Genomic DNA, 17,582 nt, shown 5'->3' on the forward strand with positions numbered 1-17,582 from the left:
CCCTACGCAGCTACGCAGCGCCCCACCCGCCGCCGATCGCCTTGTACAGGTTGACCATGTTCACGGCGGCCTTGAGCTGGAGCTCGATCAGCTGCTGCTGTTCGGCATAGAGTTCGCGCTGCGCGTCCTGGCTGGAGAAGTAGTCTTCCAGGCCGCTGCGAAAGCGCGTGCGCGAAATGCCGGCCACCTTCTCCAGCGCCTGCACGCGCGCCTGCTGCGCCTCGAGCTGCGGCGCCAGATGGTCGTCGGCGATCAGCGCGTTGGCGGTTTCGCGAAAAGCCACCTGCGCCGCGGATTCGTAGGAAGCCATTGCCGCGGCCAGCCGCTCTTCGCTGGCCGTGACGTTGGCGGACCTGCGGCCCCAGTCGAACAGCGGCAGCGACACGCCCAGCACGCCGGCCCAGCTGGCGTTGCCACCGCTGAGCAGCGTCGACAGTTCCCTGCTCACGCCGCCGGTGAGCGCGGTCAGCGAGATGGTCGGCAGCATGGCCGCCTTGGCCGCGCCCACGCCCGAGTTGGCGGCCTCGACGCGCGCGTAAGCCGCCAGCAGGTCGGGCCGGCGCTGCAGCAGGCTCGACGGCATGCCCGGCGCGACCTGCGCGGTGGAGCGCTGCGGCCAGGGCCGTGCGGCGCCCGTGTCCGGCGGCACGGCCTCGCCCACCAGCACGTTCAGCCCCTGCAGATCCTGCGCGACGCGCATGCGGTATTCCTCCTGTCGCACGCGGGCGTTCTGCAGCAGCGACTGCGCGCGGTACACGTCCAGCTGCGCCGCGCCGCCGACCGCCTTGGCGCGGCCGATCATGTCGGCATTGGCGGTCAGCCCGGCCGCGTTGGAATCGGCCAGGCTCAGCAATGCGCGGTCGGCGCGCAGCGTGAGATAGGCGTTCGCCACCTCGCCCACCAGGTTCATGCGCGCTGCCGCGTAGTCGCGGTCGCCGGCTTCGGCCAGCGAGCCGCCCTGCTGCGCGCTGCTCTGCTGGCGGCCGAAGAAGTCGAGCTCGTACGACGTCACGCCGGCCTGGATGTCGAAGCTGTTGGAAACGCTGCCGTCCGACGGCAGGTTGCCGACCGGGCTCAGCGAGCCCTGCGGCGTGGTCTGCGCGCGCTGGGCATGGGCCGACAGCCCCAGCGGCGGGAACAGCGATGCACGCCCCGCGGCATACACGGCCCGCGCCTCGCGCGCCTTCGCCGCGTAGACGCGCAAGTCGCGGTTGCGCGACAGCGCGGTGGCGATCAGGCCGCGCAGTTCGTCGTCCTGCACGAAGCCGCGCCAGTCCACCGGCTCCGCGGACGGCCGCGCCGCGCCGGCCGGCCATTGCGAGGGCACGGACAGGTCGGGCTGCTTCATCGGCGGCGTGAGATTGCATCCGCTCACCACCAGCAGGACGCACAGCGCCAGCACCAGCAATATCAGGCGCAGGCTCAGGCGCACGAAGCCGGCGCCGGGCGAGCGGAAGCCCGCGCTCGCGAACAGGGCCGAGGCGGCCCGCCAGGGCCGTACCTGGACGGCGACATGGCTCGGCACCACGTTGAACACATGCCTCACCAGGTGCTCGCGCTGCGCCTCCGTGCCGGCGAACCGCAGGTCGGCACCGGCCGAACTGCGGCCTGCGAGAAGGGCCGGGAGCCAGCCCACCGGGTCGACGTACACCTCCAGCGGCTGGCCGACGCGCAGGCGCTTGAACAGGGAGCCGCCTTCGAGCAGCGCACCGTCGGCCGCGATGTTGACGAAGCGCGATTCGCCCTCTCCAGCGGCGGTGCGCACCCGTGCGCGGGCGCGCCACGGAAAGCGCTCTTCCTGCTGCGGCCTGGGCAGGTCGACGCAGGCCATGAGCGCCCCCAGGCACAGCACCAGCGCGATGCCGGTCCACACGAGGTTGAGTTCGTCGCCGGGCGTCAGCGCCGCTCCTTCCAGCACGGCCGAGGCGGCGCCGCCCTGCAGTGCCACGAACAGGCCGCCGAAGACGGCGACCAGCTTCCAGTGCACGACGGTCCTGGAGCGGTCGAGCCCCTTCGCCGTCACCTTGAACGGATGGCCGAAGGGCCGCAGCATCGCGTTGAGCAGCGTGCCGGTGACGGCCATCGCGGCCACCAGCTGGCTCACCTCGCTGAACACGGGCAGGCAGCGGCGCTGGCTGATCCAGTAGCTGTAGGCCCAGAACATCATGAGCGGCGGCAGGCCGTAGGCGGCAAAGGCCTGCGGCGTCGCATGGAAGGCCGAGACGCCGGCATACCAGTACAGCACCGGCGCCAGCATGATCAGCGCCATGAAGGGCTTGCCCAGCCAGTGCAGCAGCCCGTGCACGAAGTGCAGCCGCGCCGAAAGGCTGTAGCCCGCGCCGCGCAGCGGGCCGTCGGGAAGCAGCGCGAGCTGCACCGTGCCCAGGCACCAGCGGCTGCGCTGGTTGATGTAGTCGATGATGCTCTCGGCCGACAGCCCGTTCGACAGCCGCTCGCCCAGCCAGCGCGTGACGTGGCCGCGCCGCAGCAGCAGATAGGTGGTGTGGATGTCCTCGCACACGCTGCCCACCGGGAAGCCGCCCGCGGCGGTGATCAGGTCGCGCCGCACGATGAACGAGGTGCCCACGCAGAAGGCCGAGTCGGCCGCGTCCTTCGCCGGCTGCAGCACGTCGAAGAACACGCGCTGCTCGTCGACCCAGCTGTCGGTTGCGCGCAGGTTGTGCTGGATGGGGTCGGCGTTGTAATAGAACTGCGGCGTCTGCACCAGTCCGACGCGGCGGTCCTCGAACAGCCCGAGCATGCGGTAGACGATCTCGCGCTGCGGCGCGAAGTCCGCGTCGAGCACCAGGATGAAGGGCGCGTTGGTCGCGTCCGCGGACAGGCGCAGCCCGTTGTTGAGGTTGCCGGCCTTGGCGTGGCTGTTGTCGGGCCGCCGCGCGTAGTGCACGCCCCTGCGTTCGCAGTAGTCGCGCAGCCAGTCGCGCCGGGTGTCGTCGAGCACCCAGACATTCAGCCGCGGATAGTCGATGGCCTGGGCGGCGATGATGGTCTTCTCCAGCACCGCCAGCTCTTCGTTGTATGTGCAGATGAACACGTCCACCGCCGGCACCTGCCCGCCACGGGCGCGCAGCGCGGCTTCTCCGCGGTCGGCCTGCCCGCGGTTGTCGCGGCGCCTCACCAGCATCTGGATGGACATCAGCGTGTAGACGATGGCCGCCAGCTCGAAGCACAGGAACACCCAGGCGAACAGCGTCCCGAAGCCGAGGTCCGATGGCGGCATGGTGGCGACCACGCGCCAGACCGCGTAGCGAAGCAGGAGCAGCGCGGTCAGCGCGCCGAACAGCATGCGATGCGAGATGCGATCGACGCTGGCCCGGCTCATCAGGAGCAGCGCGATTGCCCCGATCAGGGCGTTGAGCTGGAATTCCGGTGTGGCGATCAGGCTGGACATGATGGGGTGGCTTCCGATGCGGCAGTCTTGCCGGTGAAGGGGTTGAAACCGGTGGCGGCCAGGGCGATCCAGGCCGTGGCGCCGAGGTGCGGCCAGTGGTAGTAATAGAAGTCGGCGCCGGCCGAGTCGGGGCCGATGGCCAGGCCGGTGGAAATGCGGGAGGCCGGCGTCGCGTAGTACAGGCCGTTGCCGGCGCGCTGCGATGCGAGCAGCTGCCACAGGGCCTCGGGCGCCGAGCCTTTGCGCGCCACCAGCGTGGCGGCGGCCTGCGCACTGCCTTCGGTCCAGATGCCGTCGGGGTTGCGCGAGAAGCCGTAGCCGGCTTCGAAGCGATGGTGCTTCTCCACCCAGTCGAGCCCCTTGCTCCAGGCGCACGAGCCCTCGGGCGCGGCCAGCAGCGGCCAGAGTTGCGCATCCAGGCCGGAGCCTTCGGTGGAGAGGGTCGCGCCGTCCTCCTTGGTGCCGATGTGGAAGCGCTGCTCCTGGGGGCTCCACATGCGGCCCACGAAATCGAGCGCGGTGCGCGCCTGCCGATGCTCCGGCGCGTCGCGCTGGCCGCTGGCGCGCGCGGCCCATGCGGCGGCCACGGCGATGTCGATGTTGTGCTCGGTGGATTTCCAGGTCTGGGCGCGCTGCGCGTTGTCCCAGCCGTAGCGCCCGCCGTTGTAGCCGTCCTGCCCGTTCCTGGCGCGCGTGTTCTGCTCGGTCCAGGCCAGCAGCTTGCGCGCGGTCTCCAGATAGGCCGGGGCCGAGCCCGATGAGGGCTCGGCCTGGAACAGGTTCAGCATGAGCAGCGCCGCCCAGGCCACGTTGCCGGTGGCGGTGCTGACCTGGTAGGCGTCGGCGATCCACTGCTTGCGCTGCGCGTCCCAGCGGCCGGGCAGCGCGGGCTTTTCCTCGGTCACCGGACCGGCGCGGTAGGCGTTGCGCACGCGCCCGTCGGAAAAGCTCTGGTCGTGCGCAACGGCGCGCACCACCGCATCGCCGATGCGCCTTGCGGCGGCGCGGTCGCCGCAGGCCAGCAGCGCGATGCCGGCCAATGCGTTGTCGTAGGTGAAGGCGGCACCCGCGAGCGCGGGCTCGAACGGCGGCTCGCCGCGCGCGCCCTCGGCCGGCCTGTAGCTCGCAAGGAACAGCGGCCCGGAAGCGGCGCCCGCCTGGTCGTGCACGACCGCGCGGCGCAACCCCTCGCAGCTTTCGCGCGCGAGCGCCTGCTGCGTGGCGCCCGCCTGGGGCGCCGCAGCCGCGGCCGCGGCACAGGCCAGCGCCGCCGAGGCGGCGCACCACACCCGCACACGGAAGAAAGAGGAGATCGACATGGCGTTCTCTCCGGAGGATGTGGAGCCTGGAGGCGCGCGAAGAGCCCGCGCTCAGGTCCTGAGGCTGGCCGAGACCACCTTGCCCGGCACGCAGATGCTCTGCTGGCGGGCCGCGGACTGCTGGGACTGGCCGTCCTCGATGCGCGCCACGGCGTAGATGGAGCCCTGCTCGGCATAGGGGAAGGGCACGCTGTACGTGCTCTGCAGCGCGTCGGAGGCCACGGGCAGCAGCTGTTCGACGCGCGCGGGCATCGCGGCCGTGTTCTCGCCGATCTTCACGTCGAGCACCGAGCCGATGCTCAGGCGCTTGGCCAGCCGCGCGGGAAACACCGCGACGACGCCGAGCCGGCTGCAATCGGTGACGCGCACGAGCGAAGCGCCCGCGGTGACATACGCGCCCTCGGGCATCAGCACCGTGTGCACCAGCCCCGGCTGCGTTGCCGTGACCTGGTAGGCGGCGAGCTTCTCGACGCGGTGGCGCTCGTCTTCCTCGAGCTGCGAGATCTGCTTGAGCTGCTGCACGATGGCCGTGCCGTCCTGCCGGGCCCGGTCGATGCTGTTGCGAAGCGCTTCGCGCCGGCTCGTGAGCGTCTGGAACAGGTTGCTGCCGCCAGTGCCCACGAAGGCGCCCTGCCCCGCGCTCGCCACGGTCTGCGCCTGTCCGGCGAAGGCCTGCTCGGCCACCGCCGCGTTGGCGCGGGCGGTGCTCAGCTGGGCCTCGGCCGCGTTCATCACCTGCTCGCTGATGGCGCCTTCCTTCAGCAGCGCCTCGCTGGTGCGAACCTTGTTCTCCTGCTCGGCCACCACGCTGTGCGCAACGTCGCGCTGGCGCTGGGCGATTTCCCACGAGTCCCAGGTCTGCGCGAGCGAGGCTTGCCGATGCACCTGCGCCTGCTGGCCCACGGCCCTCATCTCCTGGCTGTCGGCCTTGAACTGGTTGCCCAGCTGCGACAGCTGGCTCTGCAACGCCAGGCGCTGCGTCGTCAGCGTGGTGAGGATCTCCTGGCTCACCGTCGGGTTGCGCACCGTCGCCACCAGCGAGCCCGGCACCACCGCGTCGCGCGAGTGCACCGCCATCTGCGTGACCACGCCGCTGATCGGCGAGGTGACGAGCCCCACCGGCGCCTGCAGCACCGCCCGCGTCGCCTGGGCCGACAGCAGCGGCGCGACCAGGGTCGAAATCATGAGCCACAGCACGAACGCCAGCAGCGCATAGCCCGCCAGCTTCGGAACGAAGGCGCCCCGCTGCCGGCTGCGTCGGCCGCCCAGGGCCCGGACGCAGAGAGCCGCATCGGACGAAGATGAAATCGGTCTGGACACTCGCATAGCCACCACCCCTTGAAAACGTCGATGGCACGCCGATGCGACGCGCCGCCTGGTGTTGAAAGAAAGAGACCCGATCCCAGTCCTCCACCGGTCCACGGATTGCAGCGCGCTCTGTTTTTCATGCTGCGATGCAATAAAGGTACGCCCGAAGCTGAGTCCTTTCTGCTTCGGTGAGCAACAAGATGTGCAAACTTCACATCTAATTCGGGAGCGCGAAGCGGGATGGAGTCCTACACCGGCTCCGAGGCGCGAGGGATTGACAGCCCGCAAGCGCGCAGGCATGCCGAAGCATCGCGTGGCCCCCGGTTGTCAGGGAAGCAGCGGGCTCGGAATTTCTGGAGTGCAAGGGATGTCGTTCTTCGACGCGCGACGCCGACGACCACGCAAGGGGCTTCGCGGTCAACACGCGGTAACGATATAGCCGCGAACGGTCACGACGACCGTGGGAATTCAGCAGCGGTCAGTCGCCGATCGACGCGGTGCCGCGAGCATCGGAGAGCGATCGGGAGTCATGAAGGAAGGATGCGCCGCCGAATGTGTATCGGCGGGCCGCTTCGCCGGGCGAGCAGCGTGCCCGGAAAGAGATTGCGCTGTCGCTGTATGGCGCAGGGATCATCGGCACGGTCAGGCAACGCCTCGGCGCAGTCGCGCCGAACGACGTTGCCCCCTGCCCGGGTCGCTCAGTCGCGACCTTCGTAGTAGCGGCGGTACTGCTCGCGCTCCCATTGATGGCGGCGCCATTCGCGGCGCTCCGCACGGCGTTCTTCCCAGCGCTGGGCACGGCGCTCCTCCCAGCTCGGTTCGTAGTAGACGGGTGCCGGCGTCGAATAGACCGGGGCAGGCTGGTAGTAGGTCGGAGCCGGCCGCGAATAGACGGGAGCCGGTTCGTAGTAGACCGGCGCGGGCTCGCTCACGACCACGCCCGGCACGTTGACGCCGATGGACCAGCTTGTTCCGGCATTGGCGGATGCGGCGGCGAACAAGGCACCGGCGGCAACGAGACCCGCGGCAGCCAGCTTGAACATGGATCGGGGAAAAGTCATTTCTTTCACTCCTGAGGACGAAAAAAGCCTCTGATGCACCACCAACGCCCGGGCTCACGGCACGGCGCACATCGCTACGGTGAAGAACGTTCCCAAATGTCACGCGTGGTGGCGAGGGGCCGATGTCTATACTTGCGCCCGTCGCGCCGCGAGACGGCGTGATCGGGTTTAGCAGCTCGAAGAAGCTCTTGGAAGCAAGCTCCTGGAGATCGTTCATGGCCAAATCCGCTCGCGCGCCCTCGCGCCCTCTTCAACACGACCCCGAATCGCTCGCACTGCAAGCCGCCGATGACATCGCGAGCATTCGCGACGTGCACTGCGCGTACGCGTGCCTCGAGAAGCTCATCGTCGCCCGGCATGTGAGCGACTGCGAAGAGGTCTATCCGACACGCTCCGAACTCGGCGCGCTGGTCCGGCTTGTCAATGAGGAACTGAACCGGCGCATCGAGGCAGCGGAAGGCACCATCGGCATGCTGCGCGAGAGTTGCGCGGCCTGAGGGCCGGTGCGCCATTCGGTTCCCGGGCTCCCACGAACATGGGAGATCGCTCGCAAACCCTCGGTTGACAGATCGAGCACAGGCGCACACTGCGACTTCATTCAAGCGAGCGAGGAGACAACATGAAGAAGATCGCAGTGCTGATGGCCGCCTTGTGCCTGAGCCTGGGTGCGTTCGCACACTCGGGCGGAACGGACAAGAACGGCTGCCATCGCGACCACAAGACCGGCGGCTATCACTGCCACTGACAAGTGGAGAAGCAACGATGAAATCGATCATTGTTCTGGCCACCGCCCTGGCCGTTTGCATGCCTGCGTTCGCCAGAGGCGGTGGTGGTCACGGCCACGGTTCCGGAAGCCATGGATCGCACTCGGCCAGCCACAGCTCGGGCTCGGGCGGCAGCCATTCGATCAGCGGCTACACCAGGGGCAACGGAACCCATGTAGCGCCGAGCCACGCGACCAACCCGAACGGCACGAAGACGGACAACTGGTCTACCAGGGGCAACGTGAATCCATATACCGGCAAGGCGGGGACGAAGCCGGCTAACTAGTTGGGGGAAGCGGAGATTGGCCGGACGAGGAACGACGCCGCTGTCGAGTACTGCCACGCCGGCATCGGACACAAATCCGCGCGGTCGTCGAGAGGCCTGAAAACTGAAAAGCCCCTGATTCGATCAAGAATCAGGGGCTTGGAAGTGGTGGCTGGGGCGGAATCGAATAATTCTGCGCAACCCTCGCCAGCACTTGCTTTCGCTCACTGCTCCTGTTCTCTGGGCACACCTTCGGGTACACCAGACCATTTAAGGTCGTGCGGTGCGAAAGTTCAAATGGTGCATTCCGTCCGACCTAAGTCAGATTATCGCGCAACGGAGCAGCGAGAAGCGTGCCTCAATCCCACTATTCGATAGCCGGTCGCTGTCCATGGATTTGCGGGCTGTCATGGGGGGTGACAGACCTACGGCTACGCTGAAAGAAGTCTGCCGCGAGACCGGCGGATGCGTTCATGGAGGCATGAAGCAACAGACTCTTGCCATGGCGTCAAAGGCTTCGAGCAGTTGCGCCGCCCGCCCAGGGGCTACATGTTCCAAGACGGTGACAAGATCGTGCCGTGGCCTGGAGCCGTATTGCCAAGGTGCCCGCCCCACCAGCGAGGCTTCAGCGGATGCTTCGCATGCTGTTCGCGCAGCACAGATTCAACTTGGCCGACGAGGCGTGCGAGGAAGCGCTGTACGACAGCGCCAGTCTGCGCGGCTTCATGGGGATCGACCTGGATCGCGAGTGGAGGCCCGATGCCACGCTGTTGTTGAAGTGCCGTCGCCTGCTGTAGACGAACGATCTGAGGCAAGCGCTGTTCGCCAAGGTCGCGAAATGCTGCCGGGCCATGGAATGAAGGTGGGGGCGGGCACGATCGTGGGCGCCACGACCATTAGCGTGCCCAGTTCGACGAAGAACAAAGACAAGAAGCGCGACCCGGAAACGTACCGGACGGCCAAGGACAAGAAGAACTGGTTCTTCGAAATGAAACTGCACCTTGGCGTGGACGGACACACGGGGCTGGCGCACAGTCCGATGGTCACGTCTGCGAACGTGCATGATAAATACCCCCGCCCGAACGGCTGCACGCGGACAAGCTGAACGTGTACGGAGACTGTGCCCATGCAGGGCAGCAGGAAGTGATCGCCGAGGAGGCGCCTGCGGCGAAGGACTGCACGAACCAGTGTGTGCGTAAAACGGTTGAGGGCCGAAGAGCTGCATCGGCGTCGCAACCGGGAGAAGTCGAAGGTGCGTGCACGCGTGAGCACATGTTTGCCATCGTCTAGCGGCTGTGCGTCTTCAGTAAGGTGCGTTACCGTGGGCTGCACAAGAACGCTACGCGCTTACGGCGCTCTCTCTGGTCACTACATGACCCGGGAGCTGCTGCTAGCGAAGATGCACCCGTACAGGGCAAAAGGGGCCACAGGCCCGTCGAATCAAAAGGAAAACCGATGAAATCCGCTCGCCGCAGATCTCGCTTTGCGAAACACGAGCGTCCAAAATCGACGGAATGAGCGTAGCCCTAGGCTCCAGCCTTGACCAGGACCGCGATCGCGGCTTCCGGATGTTGTTTGCAAGCGCGACACCAGTCCAAATAAAACAGCACGTCCATATACCGTTCGCCTCGCTCGACTTTGGATACATGGGACTGGTCCACTTTGAGCCGTACTCCCAGTTCTGCTTGCGTCAAACCGGCAGCGCGCCGGAGGTAACGCAGGTGCTTTCTTAGCACTTCGTATCGGCGATGATGAATGGACGGAGGCACCACTTGATGCTCAGAGACAGACTAAAAAAGGCCATTTCGACCTTTTCTGGGGTATCATGGACGTCGGGGAAAAATGCCGCTTTGGCCTTTCTCACGACTCTTTTGCTATGAGATCCAAATGACGCGTCGACAGGCCGCTTCGCCTCTGCCAACGGCATACCGCCTACGGTTGCCGTTCTCAGTGACGCGCGCACGACCTCGGCAGTCTGAGCCTGTGGTGCGGAGCTTGTCCGCCGCCCGGATCGGCGCGCAGGTGCGAGCGCTGCGCGTTGCAGCGGGGCGGTCTGCGGGCCAACTGGCGCTGGCGTCCGAGATCTCGGCGTCGATGCTTTCGCGCATCGAGCGAGGTCTGGTGTCGCCCTCAGTCGAGACGCTGGAGCGGCTCGCGCAGGGGTTGCACGTGCCGGTCTCGCGCTTCTTCTGCGATCAGGCGCGGCGCACGGACTTCTGCCACGTGCGGGCAGGGCAGGGGCTTGTAGTCGACCGCATTGGGGCCGTGGCCGGCTATCACTACGAGCTGCTGGGCCACCTATTGTCGGGCAACTTGTTTGTCGAACCCTACCTGGTAACGCTGCTGCCGCGCGCCGATCCGTATATGACTTTCCAGCACCCGGGTCTGAAGTTCCTGTACTTCCTGTCCGGCGAGGTCAGCTACCGCTATGGCAGCAAGATGGTTGAGGTGAGAGCGGGAGACTCACTGCTGTTTGAGGCGAGTGCGCTGCACGGCATTGAGACCATCCACTCGGGACCGGTCTCCTACCTCTCGGTAGTTTTTACACTGCGCGACTAGGTTACTCGCGGCGAACTGTCAGGCTTGCTGAGTGAGGTCGATGCCGGCCCGACTCATCGCTTTGGCATTCGCTCATACCAATTTCTTTTGTTTCTCCCGGGTTCGGCGTTCGGCATGCCGAATGTCGAGGGAGCTCCGGCCGGCTATCAAGTGCGGAGCCCTCTTGTTCAATGAAAGGGCGAGACATCTATCAGACAGTCGTGCAGGGCACTCTGCGTGAGCAGGATGGATGATGTATGCCGGCAGCTTAAACGAGATGGTGGCAAGAAGCGGGGAGTTTTGAGGGCAGAGTCCTTGTGCGGCTGTGAGGGCAGGATAGACTGCCGTCAGACATTGTTAACAGCGATGGCGTCGCGATGACCAAGACCTCTCGATCGAGCGTGATCGGAACCCGGGTGTCGGCCGAAACCCGGACACGGTTTGCTGCGCTCGCGGCACGTCATCAACTGACGGAGGCCGGCCTGCTTGCCAAGCTCGTCGACGAAGTTCTGCGCACCAATGCGCCCTCGACCACGGTGTCGTCCTCCACGCATACCCCGCGCGCTTCGGACATCGGCCGTCTCTCCGAGGATCGCATCACGATGCGGCTTCGCGCGGGCGATCGTGCCCTGATTGCTGAACGGGCCGGGTTGCGGGGCATGAAGCCGGGCAGCTACTTGGCCATGCTGATCCACAACCATGTGCATGGACCCGTGATGCTTCCGCCGAACGAACTCACCCAGATCAAGGCGACCTGCGCGCAACTGGCCGGGCTCGGACGGCAGTTCCGGATGTTCGGTTTGCCGAACACCGTCACACAGCCGCAGGCCTGCGAGATCATCGATGCACTTGCGCTTGCACGAAGGGAGATCGAGCAGGCGCGCCAGGCTACGGCCGCCGTCGTGCAGCGCAACCTGATCAGCTGGGAGACCTGCAGCCGCGAGGTGGACCATGCCTAGACAGACGCTGCGGCTCACACGCGGTGGTCGCCAATGTGCCGATGGCGCACGCGACATGACGCTGGACATCGTGAGCTATGGTCGGCGCGGACCCGGTGGCTCCCTGCGCTTCGGTTCCGGCGAGATCGCGCAGATCCAGCGCACGGTGGGACGCACGCCCGAGGTGTTGGTGAAAGTCTCCGGCGGCGGGCGCGACACCGGTGGTGTCGAGGCGCACCTGCGCTACATCAGCCGGCACGGCAAGGTGCCCCTCGAGACCGATGAGGGACCTGCCATGCAGGGCCGCGGGGCACCCAGGGAGATCGTCACCGACTGGCAGCTGGACCTGTGCAGCAGCCAGTACAGGCCCAAGCCGGTCCCAGGCCAGAAGGACATCCGCGCGAAGCTCGCCCACAACATCGTGCTGTCAATGCCGCCGGGTACCCCGCCGGAAAAGGTGCTGGCGGCGGCACGCGTGTTTGCGCGGGAGAACTTCGCGTTGCAGTACCGCTACGCCATGGTGCTGCACACCGACCAGCCACACCCGCATGTGCACCTCGTGGTCAAGTGCGAGCACGAGTTCGAGCCCGGCAAGCGTCTCTACATCCGCAAGGAAACACTGCGCCAATGGCGCGAGCAGTTCGCCGCACTGATGCGGGAGCAGGGCGTGGCGGCCAACGCGACGCCGCGGCAGGTGCGCGGTCAGATCCGCAAGCCGCTGAAGGACGCCATCCATCACCGGCTGCGCGCGCTTCGGGCATTCGGGCAACTGCCGCCGGACGAGCGGGCGGGTCGGCAGCCGCCGAAGACTTCGAGTTTCATGCGAGCCAAGCTCGGGGCCGTGCTGCGGGCCCTACAGACAAGGCGAGACACCCTGGATGCAGGCAGAGACGAGATGCAGCGCACGTGGCAGGAGGTGGCGGCGGACTGGCAATCGACCGCCGATACGCTGAGAAGGCAGGGGCAGGCCGAATTGGCCGAGCGCGTGGAGCGTTTCGTTGGGCGCATGCCTGCCGTGCAGACCGACGAGCAGCGCATGGCGGAGCGCTGGAAGGATGCGGAGCGAAATCGAGCGCAGGAGCGTACTGATGCCAAGTCACCTGGAGCACCGGCTCGGTAAGCCAGGAACTTATGCAGCGGCCGACGAAGCTTGACGTCGGGAAATGGTTCCGCGCGTTGGCGAGTGCCACCGATTTCGCTGAGGGCGCCCTTGGCGGCTGGCGTGTGGGTCACGCCGCCCGCGACAGCAAGCGCCGCTTCATTTGCTCGAATTGCTTCTCGCAGGCCGCAATGACGAAACGTGATGCCCGCGCGCCATGTCGCCCGAAGTTGTACGACTGCTCATGTTTCGACCATCGATGCCTGTCTGACTTCGCCACATGACGGGCCGACGGTGCCGCGTCTGCTGGGCACAGGCCAAGTCGGCGATGCCAATCGGTGAGCCCGGCTGCAATCTGACTGCTTGCACGTGACGCGGCGTTTGCAGCTTCTCGGTTGCAACCTCATCCCGTCATTGTCTGGCGATCCCGAGCGAAGCACGAACCCCATCCTGCGTGCTGAACAGGAAGACGCGGCGATGGCGGCGGCCTTGCCGTGTGAGCGGGAATTCCCATCGGCCATCTATGCGCCATATGCCACGCATCGAGGGTGGATTGGATGGACTTTTGAGCACCGTCGCACTCTCATGTGGTTGGCGTTCTAGATAGTCGCTGGGCAAAAGCGGTTCCTGTTCCAGGCGCGGTCCGCGTCTGTTTCCGGTGGGAGTCACGCAGCGCACTTATGAGTGCGAGCGGAGGCGCAATAACGCGAGTCTCGCACTCGGCTGCAGCCCTGGTGCGAAGTCGTCGTCTGAGAGTGTGGGCAGTGATGCCGAAAGGTAGGGGTTGTCTACTGTGAAAGTTGTTAGTTGTCGGAAGTCGTGAGTCGTCGCATGCTCAACGTCCATCCACGCTGGAGACGAGTCTAAGGAGGCGCTCGATACGGTCGCAATGCTGATCAAGTCTGGATGGTTTGCTGCTGGTTTCGGTGCCGGTGCTGCCGCTGTCCGGATTCTTCAAGTCAGAGATTCGCCGTCGGTACTCAGGTCGCTGCTCGAAGGCTCAAACCAGTTTCAAGGAGATGTCATGCATTTTGGACCCCATTCCAGTCACCGCCGTGTTGACCTTTCGAGCGTGGAAGGGCCCGAGTTCTTTCGCATGCACGATGTGATACGCATCACCGCACTGAGCCGCGCGACCCTATATCGCAGGATTGCTGAGGGCAAGTTTCCAGCTCCTATGCACTTGGGTGGACGCGCCTGCGGTTGGCCACGTGCCGCGCTGCAGCGCTGGGTAGATGATCCGGAGGGATACTCGGATGCCCACGGGCTGGGCGACCTCGATACTGGAGCCTGACACGCGCCTGCAGTCCGACGACTTCTACCCGGAAGTTAAAAATCCAGTTGCTATGAACCCTGAAGATTGATAGCTGCCAGCGACATGCCGGCAATGGACGACCGCTGTGATCGAGAGCGGACTGTAGATCATCGCTGGATCGCCGTTGCTAGCCCTAAAACGTGGCCCAGCTTGCGCTGTCAAGGTGGAGCTCTTCCTAAGGGGCAACCGTGGGGAAGCTGTCTGGTCCACCGCTTCTTGAATTTTTCGCCATAGGCGCTCGATGAGCCGAGCGACAGTCAGGGTTCGTGGGGCCGTACTGCCTATTCTTACTGTGTCAAAAAAAGTAGCTTTGCGCCTGCCTTTGAGCAGCAGGGACTGCTCGAGACGAGCGAGCAGCCGGTAGCTCAGTCGGGGCTGAGTGTCGTGATCGACATCGCCACGTGGCGATGTGCGCGCAGGACTGCCGCGGGGGATGTAATCCAGGCACTTGGCATTCGATGAAGTTTTTTTGCCGACAGACTTGTCGACCACCAAGAGTTCAGCCATCAAGAACCCATAGGCCGCGATGCTCGAGGCGACATGGTGGTGGTATCCCCGCCAACCTGCCCTCGTGGTGGCCGAGACCCAGCCTGCTGATGAACCACGAGTGGTGTGACCTGCCGGGCAGCGAGCCCTTTTCGCCCCACGTGCCGATGACGGTGGACGCGCGCTATGCCCACGTGGGCGCCAACATCGGCGTGCCTTCGATGCACGTCGCGAACGAGGCGCCCGACGGCACGCAGGTGCGCTGGACCCTGCACGACCCCCAGGATCAGACCGTCTGTAGCTACGATGCGGTCGTGCGCGGCAACGGCTACGAGGCCAGTATTCCGGCGCCTTATGCGGCGGAGATGTCGGCCTGACGCCGGAAGGACGTCCCGCTCTTAGGCACGTACGGCGGCACGGGCCCCGCTCAGAACGGCTCGACGGGCAGCGCGCGCTTGTGCGCGCTCTTGCGGTGCGTGGAAAGAATGATCCGCCGCGCCTCGGCCGACACCGGCTTGCCTTCGAGGAAGTCGTCGATCTGCTCGTAGGTGACGCCGAAGGCGTCTTCGTCGGGCTTGCCGGGCACCAGCGATTCGAGGTCGGCGGTGGGCACCTTGTGGACCAGCGCGTCGGGCGCGCCCAGCAGCTGCGCCACCGCGCGCACGCGGCGCTTGTTGAGGCCGGTGAGCGGCGTGATGTCGGCCGCGCCATCGCCGAACTTGGTGAAGAAGCCCATCAGTGCCTCGGCCGCATGGTCGGTGCCGATGACGATGCCGTCGTGCGCGCCGGCCACCGCGAACTGCGCGATCATGCGCTGGCGCGCCTTGATGTTGCCCAGCACGAAGTCTTCATGCGCGGCGTCGCGGAACGTCAGGTCGCCGGCCTTCAGCGCCGCGAGCATGGCGTCGGCCGCGGGGCGGATGTCGACCGTGATGGTGCGGTCGGGCTTCATCACCGCCAGCGAGGCCTGCGCCTCGGCCTCGTCCTTCTGCACGCCGTAGGGCAGGCGCATCGCGATGAAGCTCGCGTCGTAGCCCGTGGCGCGCAGCTTCTCGACCGCGCGCTGCGCGAGGCAGCCGGCGGTCAGCGAATCGACGCCGCCGCTGATGCCCAGCACCAGCGTCTTCAGGCCGGTCCGCTTCAGGTAGTCCGCGAGAAAGTCGACGCGCCGCTCCAGCTCGCGGGCGGCATCGAAGACGGGCGCGACATGCAGCGCCGCGATGATCTCGCGCTGCGTGTCGTCGACGGGAGAGAGGTCGTGATTCATACGGCGATTTTTCCTTGAGTTCTTCCGGTGGAACACCGCGGAACCGGCGCTGCCGGGCCGCGGGTGTTGCCCCCGGTAGGGGGAAGGCGTGCGCGACACGAAGTGCGCGCAGCCTGGGGGTGAGCCTAGAAATCCACCAGGCTCAGGCCGATGCTCAGCACGGTGCGCTTGCGGTTGTAGTCCACCAGCGTGTCGCCGTAACCCGAGAACAGCTGCGTGTGGAAGCGCAGGTTGCTCTTGGTCGGGTCGCCGATGGCCTTGAGCCACTCGAGGCGGATCGAGCCGCGGCCGCTGTCGCGCAGGTTGTTGCGCACGGTCACGGCGAGCTGGTTGTCTCGGTTGAGGTTCCAGCGGCCGGTGAGCTCGGCGCGGCCGATGTAGTCGGCGATGTCGGGGTTGTCGTCCTTCGCGGCGCTTTCGGAGATGCGCTTCCAGATGCGGCCGGTGATGGTGAAGCGGTCGTCGAGTTCGGCGCCGCCCATCAGGTACACGCGGTTCCAGCTGCGCGACAGCGGCAGGCTCTGGCCATTCGACTGGTGCACGATGCCCACGCCCGCATAGCGCCAGCGCCAGCCGCCCGGCAGCTTGAAGTCGGCCGGGTAGACGTACATCAGCTCGGGTTCGTGGTCGGTGGTGCGGAAGGGGCGCGATATGGAGCCGTTGAACAGCTGCCAGGTCGACTGCTGGCTGTAGGCGAACCACAGCGAGTCCTTCTTGACCGGATCGTTCTGCGTGAGCATGCCCTGCGCGAGCTTGGTGCGCACCGACAGGCCGATGCGCATCTCGTTGGCCTGGTAGGCCACCGGGTCGGCGGTGTGGTCGGCCGAGGGCGAGGTGGGCGTCTCCGGCTTCTTGGTGGCGGCCGAGACCGACACGTTGAGCGGGCGGTAGCCGCGGAAACCGAAGGTGCCGCAGTCGGTGGCGTTCTCCAGCTCCCAGAAGCGCGAGAGCGCCGAGTACTGGCGGTCGCGGCAGCCCTCGGTGGTGGCCACCGAGACCACGCGCGTGGCGGGCACCGTGCCGTCCACCGGCGGCTGCGTGCTCGCGAGCACCGGCGGCGCGGCGGGCACGGCCGCCGCGGGCAGCGTCTGCTGCTGCGCCCAGCGGTCGAAGCAGGCCAGGCGTGCTTCGTTGTTGGCGCCCAGCGCGGTGCACTGCTGCCAGGTGAGCTGCGAATCGGCCAGCGGGCTCGCGGGCTTGTCCACGGCCTGCGCGTGGGCCATGCCCGCCGCACCGCCGAGGCATGCGGCCACGGCCGCGAGCGTGTTGAACCTGAAGCGAGATCGCGGCGAGATGGTGGTCGTCTTCGTCATTGCTTCTTTCCTTCCTGTGACGCCGGTGGCGCCGTCTTGCTGAGCACGAACGGGTGCGTGCTCTCGTCGGCGGCATTGCGCCAGGTGCCTCTGAATTCGCGCCCGCACGAGCCGGCCTGCAGCTTGCCCGACCACACGCCGCTGATGGCGCGGCCGTCCTGCGACTCGTCGATGGAGAGCGCGCCTTCGTCGTCCACGTCGCCCGCGAGCTGCGCGACCGTGGCCTTCGCCGGGTTGGCGCCGTTGCGCGTGATGGTGCCGCGCACGCCGTCGTAGTCGGGGTGCTTGCCGAGCTGCACGGCGGCCACGGCGGGCAGGTTGTCGAAGCGCGCCTCCCAGTTGCCGTAGAGCGATTCCAGCGGCAGGTCGCGCGCGTCGGCGGGGCAGTCGGGGCTGCTGCCGCTCATCGAGGCGCAGCCAGAGAGAAGGACAAGGGCGCCGGCGAGCAGCGCAGCGGTCGCGGTGGTCTTCTTCTTCATCGTCTTCGTCGTCATCAT

Annotated in this window: 16 protein-coding genes and 2 pseudogenes; 9 read left to right on the forward strand and 9 right to left on the reverse strand. The window is 66.5% G+C overall.

What is annotated here, in order from left to right; translation table 11 throughout:
- Positions 1-10 precede the first annotated feature (10 nt).
- The 4 genes from FHT32_RS26900 to FHT32_RS26915 all read right to left on the reverse strand — a co-directional run bounded on the left by FHT32_RS26900 (position 11) and on the right by FHT32_RS26915 (position 7,100).
- On the reverse strand, positions 11-3,412 hold the full coding sequence (locus FHT32_RS26900; protein ID WP_176667636.1) for an efflux transporter outer membrane subunit: 3,402 nt from the start codon (positions 3,410-3,412) through the stop codon (positions 11-13).
- The gene (locus FHT32_RS26905; protein ID WP_176667637.1) at positions 3,400-4,731 is read right to left on the reverse strand and encodes a hypothetical protein; all 1,332 of its coding nucleotides are present in this window, start codon (positions 4,729-4,731) and stop codon (positions 3,400-3,402) included. Before FHT32_RS26905 ends, FHT32_RS26900 begins: the two co-directional genes overlap by 13 nt.
- 51 nt (positions 4,732-4,782) lie before the next feature.
- Positions 4,783-6,057, reverse strand: a complete 1,275-nt coding sequence (locus FHT32_RS26910; RefSeq protein ID WP_176667638.1) for an HlyD family efflux transporter periplasmic adaptor subunit — start codon at positions 6,055-6,057, stop codon at positions 4,783-4,785.
- Between the two features lie 680 nt (positions 6,058-6,737).
- Entirely contained in the window at positions 6,738-7,100 is a 363-nt protein-coding gene (locus tag FHT32_RS26915) for a hypothetical protein (protein ID WP_176667639.1), read from the reverse strand.
- Between the two features lie 215 nt (positions 7,101-7,315).
- Between FHT32_RS26915 and FHT32_RS26920 the strand changes: the two genes are divergently transcribed.
- The 4 genes and pseudogenes from FHT32_RS26920 to FHT32_RS35490 all read left to right on the forward strand — a co-directional run bounded on the left by FHT32_RS26920 (position 7,316) and on the right by FHT32_RS35490 (position 9,588).
- On the forward strand, positions 7,316-7,597 hold the full coding sequence (locus tag FHT32_RS26920; protein WP_256099172.1) for a hypothetical protein: 282 nt from the start codon (positions 7,316-7,318) through the stop codon (positions 7,595-7,597).
- A gap of 122 nt (positions 7,598-7,719) precedes the next feature.
- A complete protein-coding gene (locus tag FHT32_RS26925) occupies positions 7,720-7,845 on the forward strand; it encodes a YHYH domain-containing protein (protein WP_126469318.1) in 126 nt (41 codons plus the stop codon).
- Positions 7,846-7,862: 17 nt separating this feature from the next.
- On the forward strand, positions 7,863-8,150 hold the full coding sequence (locus tag FHT32_RS26930; protein WP_176667640.1) for a hypothetical protein: 288 nt from the start codon (positions 7,863-7,865) through the stop codon (positions 8,148-8,150).
- Between the two features lie 460 nt (positions 8,151-8,610).
- Positions 8,611-9,588: pseudogene (locus FHT32_RS35490) on the forward strand (IS5 family transposase).
- A 67-nt stretch (positions 9,589-9,655) separates the two neighbouring features.
- Here FHT32_RS35490 and FHT32_RS26940 read toward each other — a convergent pair.
- Positions 9,656-9,898 carry a helix-turn-helix transcriptional regulator gene (locus tag FHT32_RS26940; protein ID WP_176667641.1) on the reverse strand — a complete coding sequence of 81 codons (243 nt, stop codon included), beginning with the start codon at positions 9,896-9,898 and terminating at the stop codon, positions 9,656-9,658.
- A gap of 217 nt (positions 9,899-10,115) precedes the next feature.
- Here FHT32_RS26940 and FHT32_RS26945 point away from each other — a divergent pair, with 217 nt between their 5' ends.
- The 4 genes from FHT32_RS26945 to FHT32_RS26960 all read left to right on the forward strand — a co-directional run bounded on the left by FHT32_RS26945 (position 10,116) and on the right by FHT32_RS26960 (position 13,998).
- Positions 10,116-10,688, forward strand: a complete 573-nt coding sequence (locus FHT32_RS26945; RefSeq protein ID WP_371132257.1) for a helix-turn-helix domain-containing protein — start codon at positions 10,116-10,118, stop codon at positions 10,686-10,688.
- Between the two features lie 356 nt (positions 10,689-11,044).
- Positions 11,045-11,626, forward strand: coding sequence for a hypothetical protein (locus FHT32_RS35135; RefSeq protein WP_256099176.1), 582 nt, complete (start codon positions 11,045-11,047; stop codon positions 11,624-11,626).
- 55 nt (positions 11,627-11,681) lie between these two features.
- Complete coding sequence (locus FHT32_RS26955) at positions 11,682-12,725, forward strand: relaxase/mobilization nuclease domain-containing protein (RefSeq protein WP_256099177.1); 1,044 nt, start codon at positions 11,682-11,684, stop codon at positions 12,723-12,725.
- Positions 12,726-13,593: 868 nt separating this feature from the next.
- On the forward strand, positions 13,594-13,998 hold the full coding sequence (locus FHT32_RS26960) for a helix-turn-helix transcriptional regulator (protein ID WP_371132258.1): 405 nt from the start codon (positions 13,594-13,596) through the stop codon (positions 13,996-13,998).
- 399 nt (positions 13,999-14,397) lie between these two features.
- Here the strand turns inward: FHT32_RS26960 and FHT32_RS35140 are convergent.
- Positions 14,398-14,608: pseudogene (locus FHT32_RS35140) on the reverse strand (IS701 family transposase); the annotation flags it as partial.
- Between the two features lie 7 nt (positions 14,609-14,615).
- Here FHT32_RS35140 and FHT32_RS26965 point away from each other — a divergent pair.
- Positions 14,616-14,882: a hypothetical protein gene (locus FHT32_RS26965; protein ID WP_176667644.1), complete on the forward strand. Its 267-nt coding sequence runs from the start codon at positions 14,616-14,618 to the stop codon at positions 14,880-14,882.
- 50 nt (positions 14,883-14,932) lie between these two features.
- Here the strand turns inward: FHT32_RS26965 and nadE are convergent, their stop codons facing one another.
- The 3 genes from nadE to FHT32_RS26980 all read right to left on the reverse strand — a co-directional run bounded on the left by nadE (position 14,933) and on the right by FHT32_RS26980 (position 17,579).
- Complete coding sequence (gene nadE / locus FHT32_RS26970; RefSeq protein WP_176667645.1) at positions 14,933-15,772, reverse strand: ammonia-dependent NAD(+) synthetase; 840 nt, start codon at positions 15,770-15,772, stop codon at positions 14,933-14,935.
- A gap of 125 nt (positions 15,773-15,897) precedes the next feature.
- Positions 15,898-17,085 (reverse strand): phospholipase A, encoded by a 1,188-nt coding sequence (locus tag FHT32_RS26975; protein WP_176667646.1) that lies wholly within the window; start codon positions 17,083-17,085, stop codon positions 15,898-15,900.
- Positions 17,082-17,579, reverse strand: a complete 498-nt coding sequence (locus FHT32_RS26980; protein ID WP_256099178.1) for a hypothetical protein — start codon at positions 17,577-17,579, stop codon at positions 17,082-17,084. Before FHT32_RS26980 ends, FHT32_RS26975 begins: the two co-directional genes overlap by 4 nt.
- Between the last annotated feature and the right edge of the window lie 3 nt (positions 17,580-17,582).

The organism is Variovorax sp. SG517 (assembly GCF_013376045.1).
In the GTDB taxonomy this organism is placed as follows: Bacteria; Pseudomonadota; Gammaproteobacteria; order Burkholderiales; family Burkholderiaceae_C; genus Variovorax.

Excerpts from the sequence above, each read along its gene's own strand:
- FHT32_RS26900 (WP_176667636.1), bottom strand. The coding sequence starts at position 3,412 with ATGTCCAGCCTGATCGCCACACCGGAATTCCAGCTCAACGCCCTGATC.
- FHT32_RS26905 (WP_176667637.1), bottom strand. The coding sequence starts at position 4,731 with ATGTCGATCTCCTCTTTCTTCCGTGTGCGGGTGTGGTGCGCCGCCTCG.
- FHT32_RS26910 (WP_176667638.1), bottom strand. The coding sequence starts at position 6,057 with ATGCGAGTGTCCAGACCGATTTCATCTTCGTCCGATGCGGCTCTCTGC.
- FHT32_RS26915 (WP_176667639.1), bottom strand. The coding sequence starts at position 7,100 with ATGACTTTTCCCCGATCCATGTTCAAGCTGGCTGCCGCGGGTCTCGTT.
- FHT32_RS26920 (WP_256099172.1), top strand. The coding sequence starts at position 7,316 with ATGGCCAAATCCGCTCGCGCGCCCTCGCGCCCTCTTCAACACGACCCC.
- FHT32_RS26925 (WP_126469318.1), top strand. The coding sequence starts at position 7,720 with ATGAAGAAGATCGCAGTGCTGATGGCCGCCTTGTGCCTGAGCCTGGGT.
- FHT32_RS26930 (WP_176667640.1), top strand. The coding sequence starts at position 7,863 with ATGAAATCGATCATTGTTCTGGCCACCGCCCTGGCCGTTTGCATGCCT.
- FHT32_RS35135 (WP_256099176.1), top strand. The coding sequence starts at position 11,045 with ATGACCAAGACCTCTCGATCGAGCGTGATCGGAACCCGGGTGTCGGCC.
- FHT32_RS26955 (WP_256099177.1), top strand. The coding sequence starts at position 11,682 with ATGACGCTGGACATCGTGAGCTATGGTCGGCGCGGACCCGGTGGCTCC.
- FHT32_RS26960 (WP_371132258.1), top strand. The coding sequence starts at position 13,594 with ATGCTGATCAAGTCTGGATGGTTTGCTGCTGGTTTCGGTGCCGGTGCT.
- FHT32_RS26965 (WP_176667644.1), top strand. The coding sequence starts at position 14,616 with ATGAACCACGAGTGGTGTGACCTGCCGGGCAGCGAGCCCTTTTCGCCC.
- nadE (WP_176667645.1), bottom strand. The coding sequence starts at position 15,772 with ATGAATCACGACCTCTCTCCCGTCGACGACACGCAGCGCGAGATCATC.
- FHT32_RS26975 (WP_176667646.1), bottom strand. The coding sequence starts at position 17,085 with ATGACGAAGACGACCACCATCTCGCCGCGATCTCGCTTCAGGTTCAAC.
- FHT32_RS26980 (WP_256099178.1), bottom strand. The coding sequence starts at position 17,579 with ATGACGACGAAGACGATGAAGAAGAAGACCACCGCGACCGCTGCGCTG.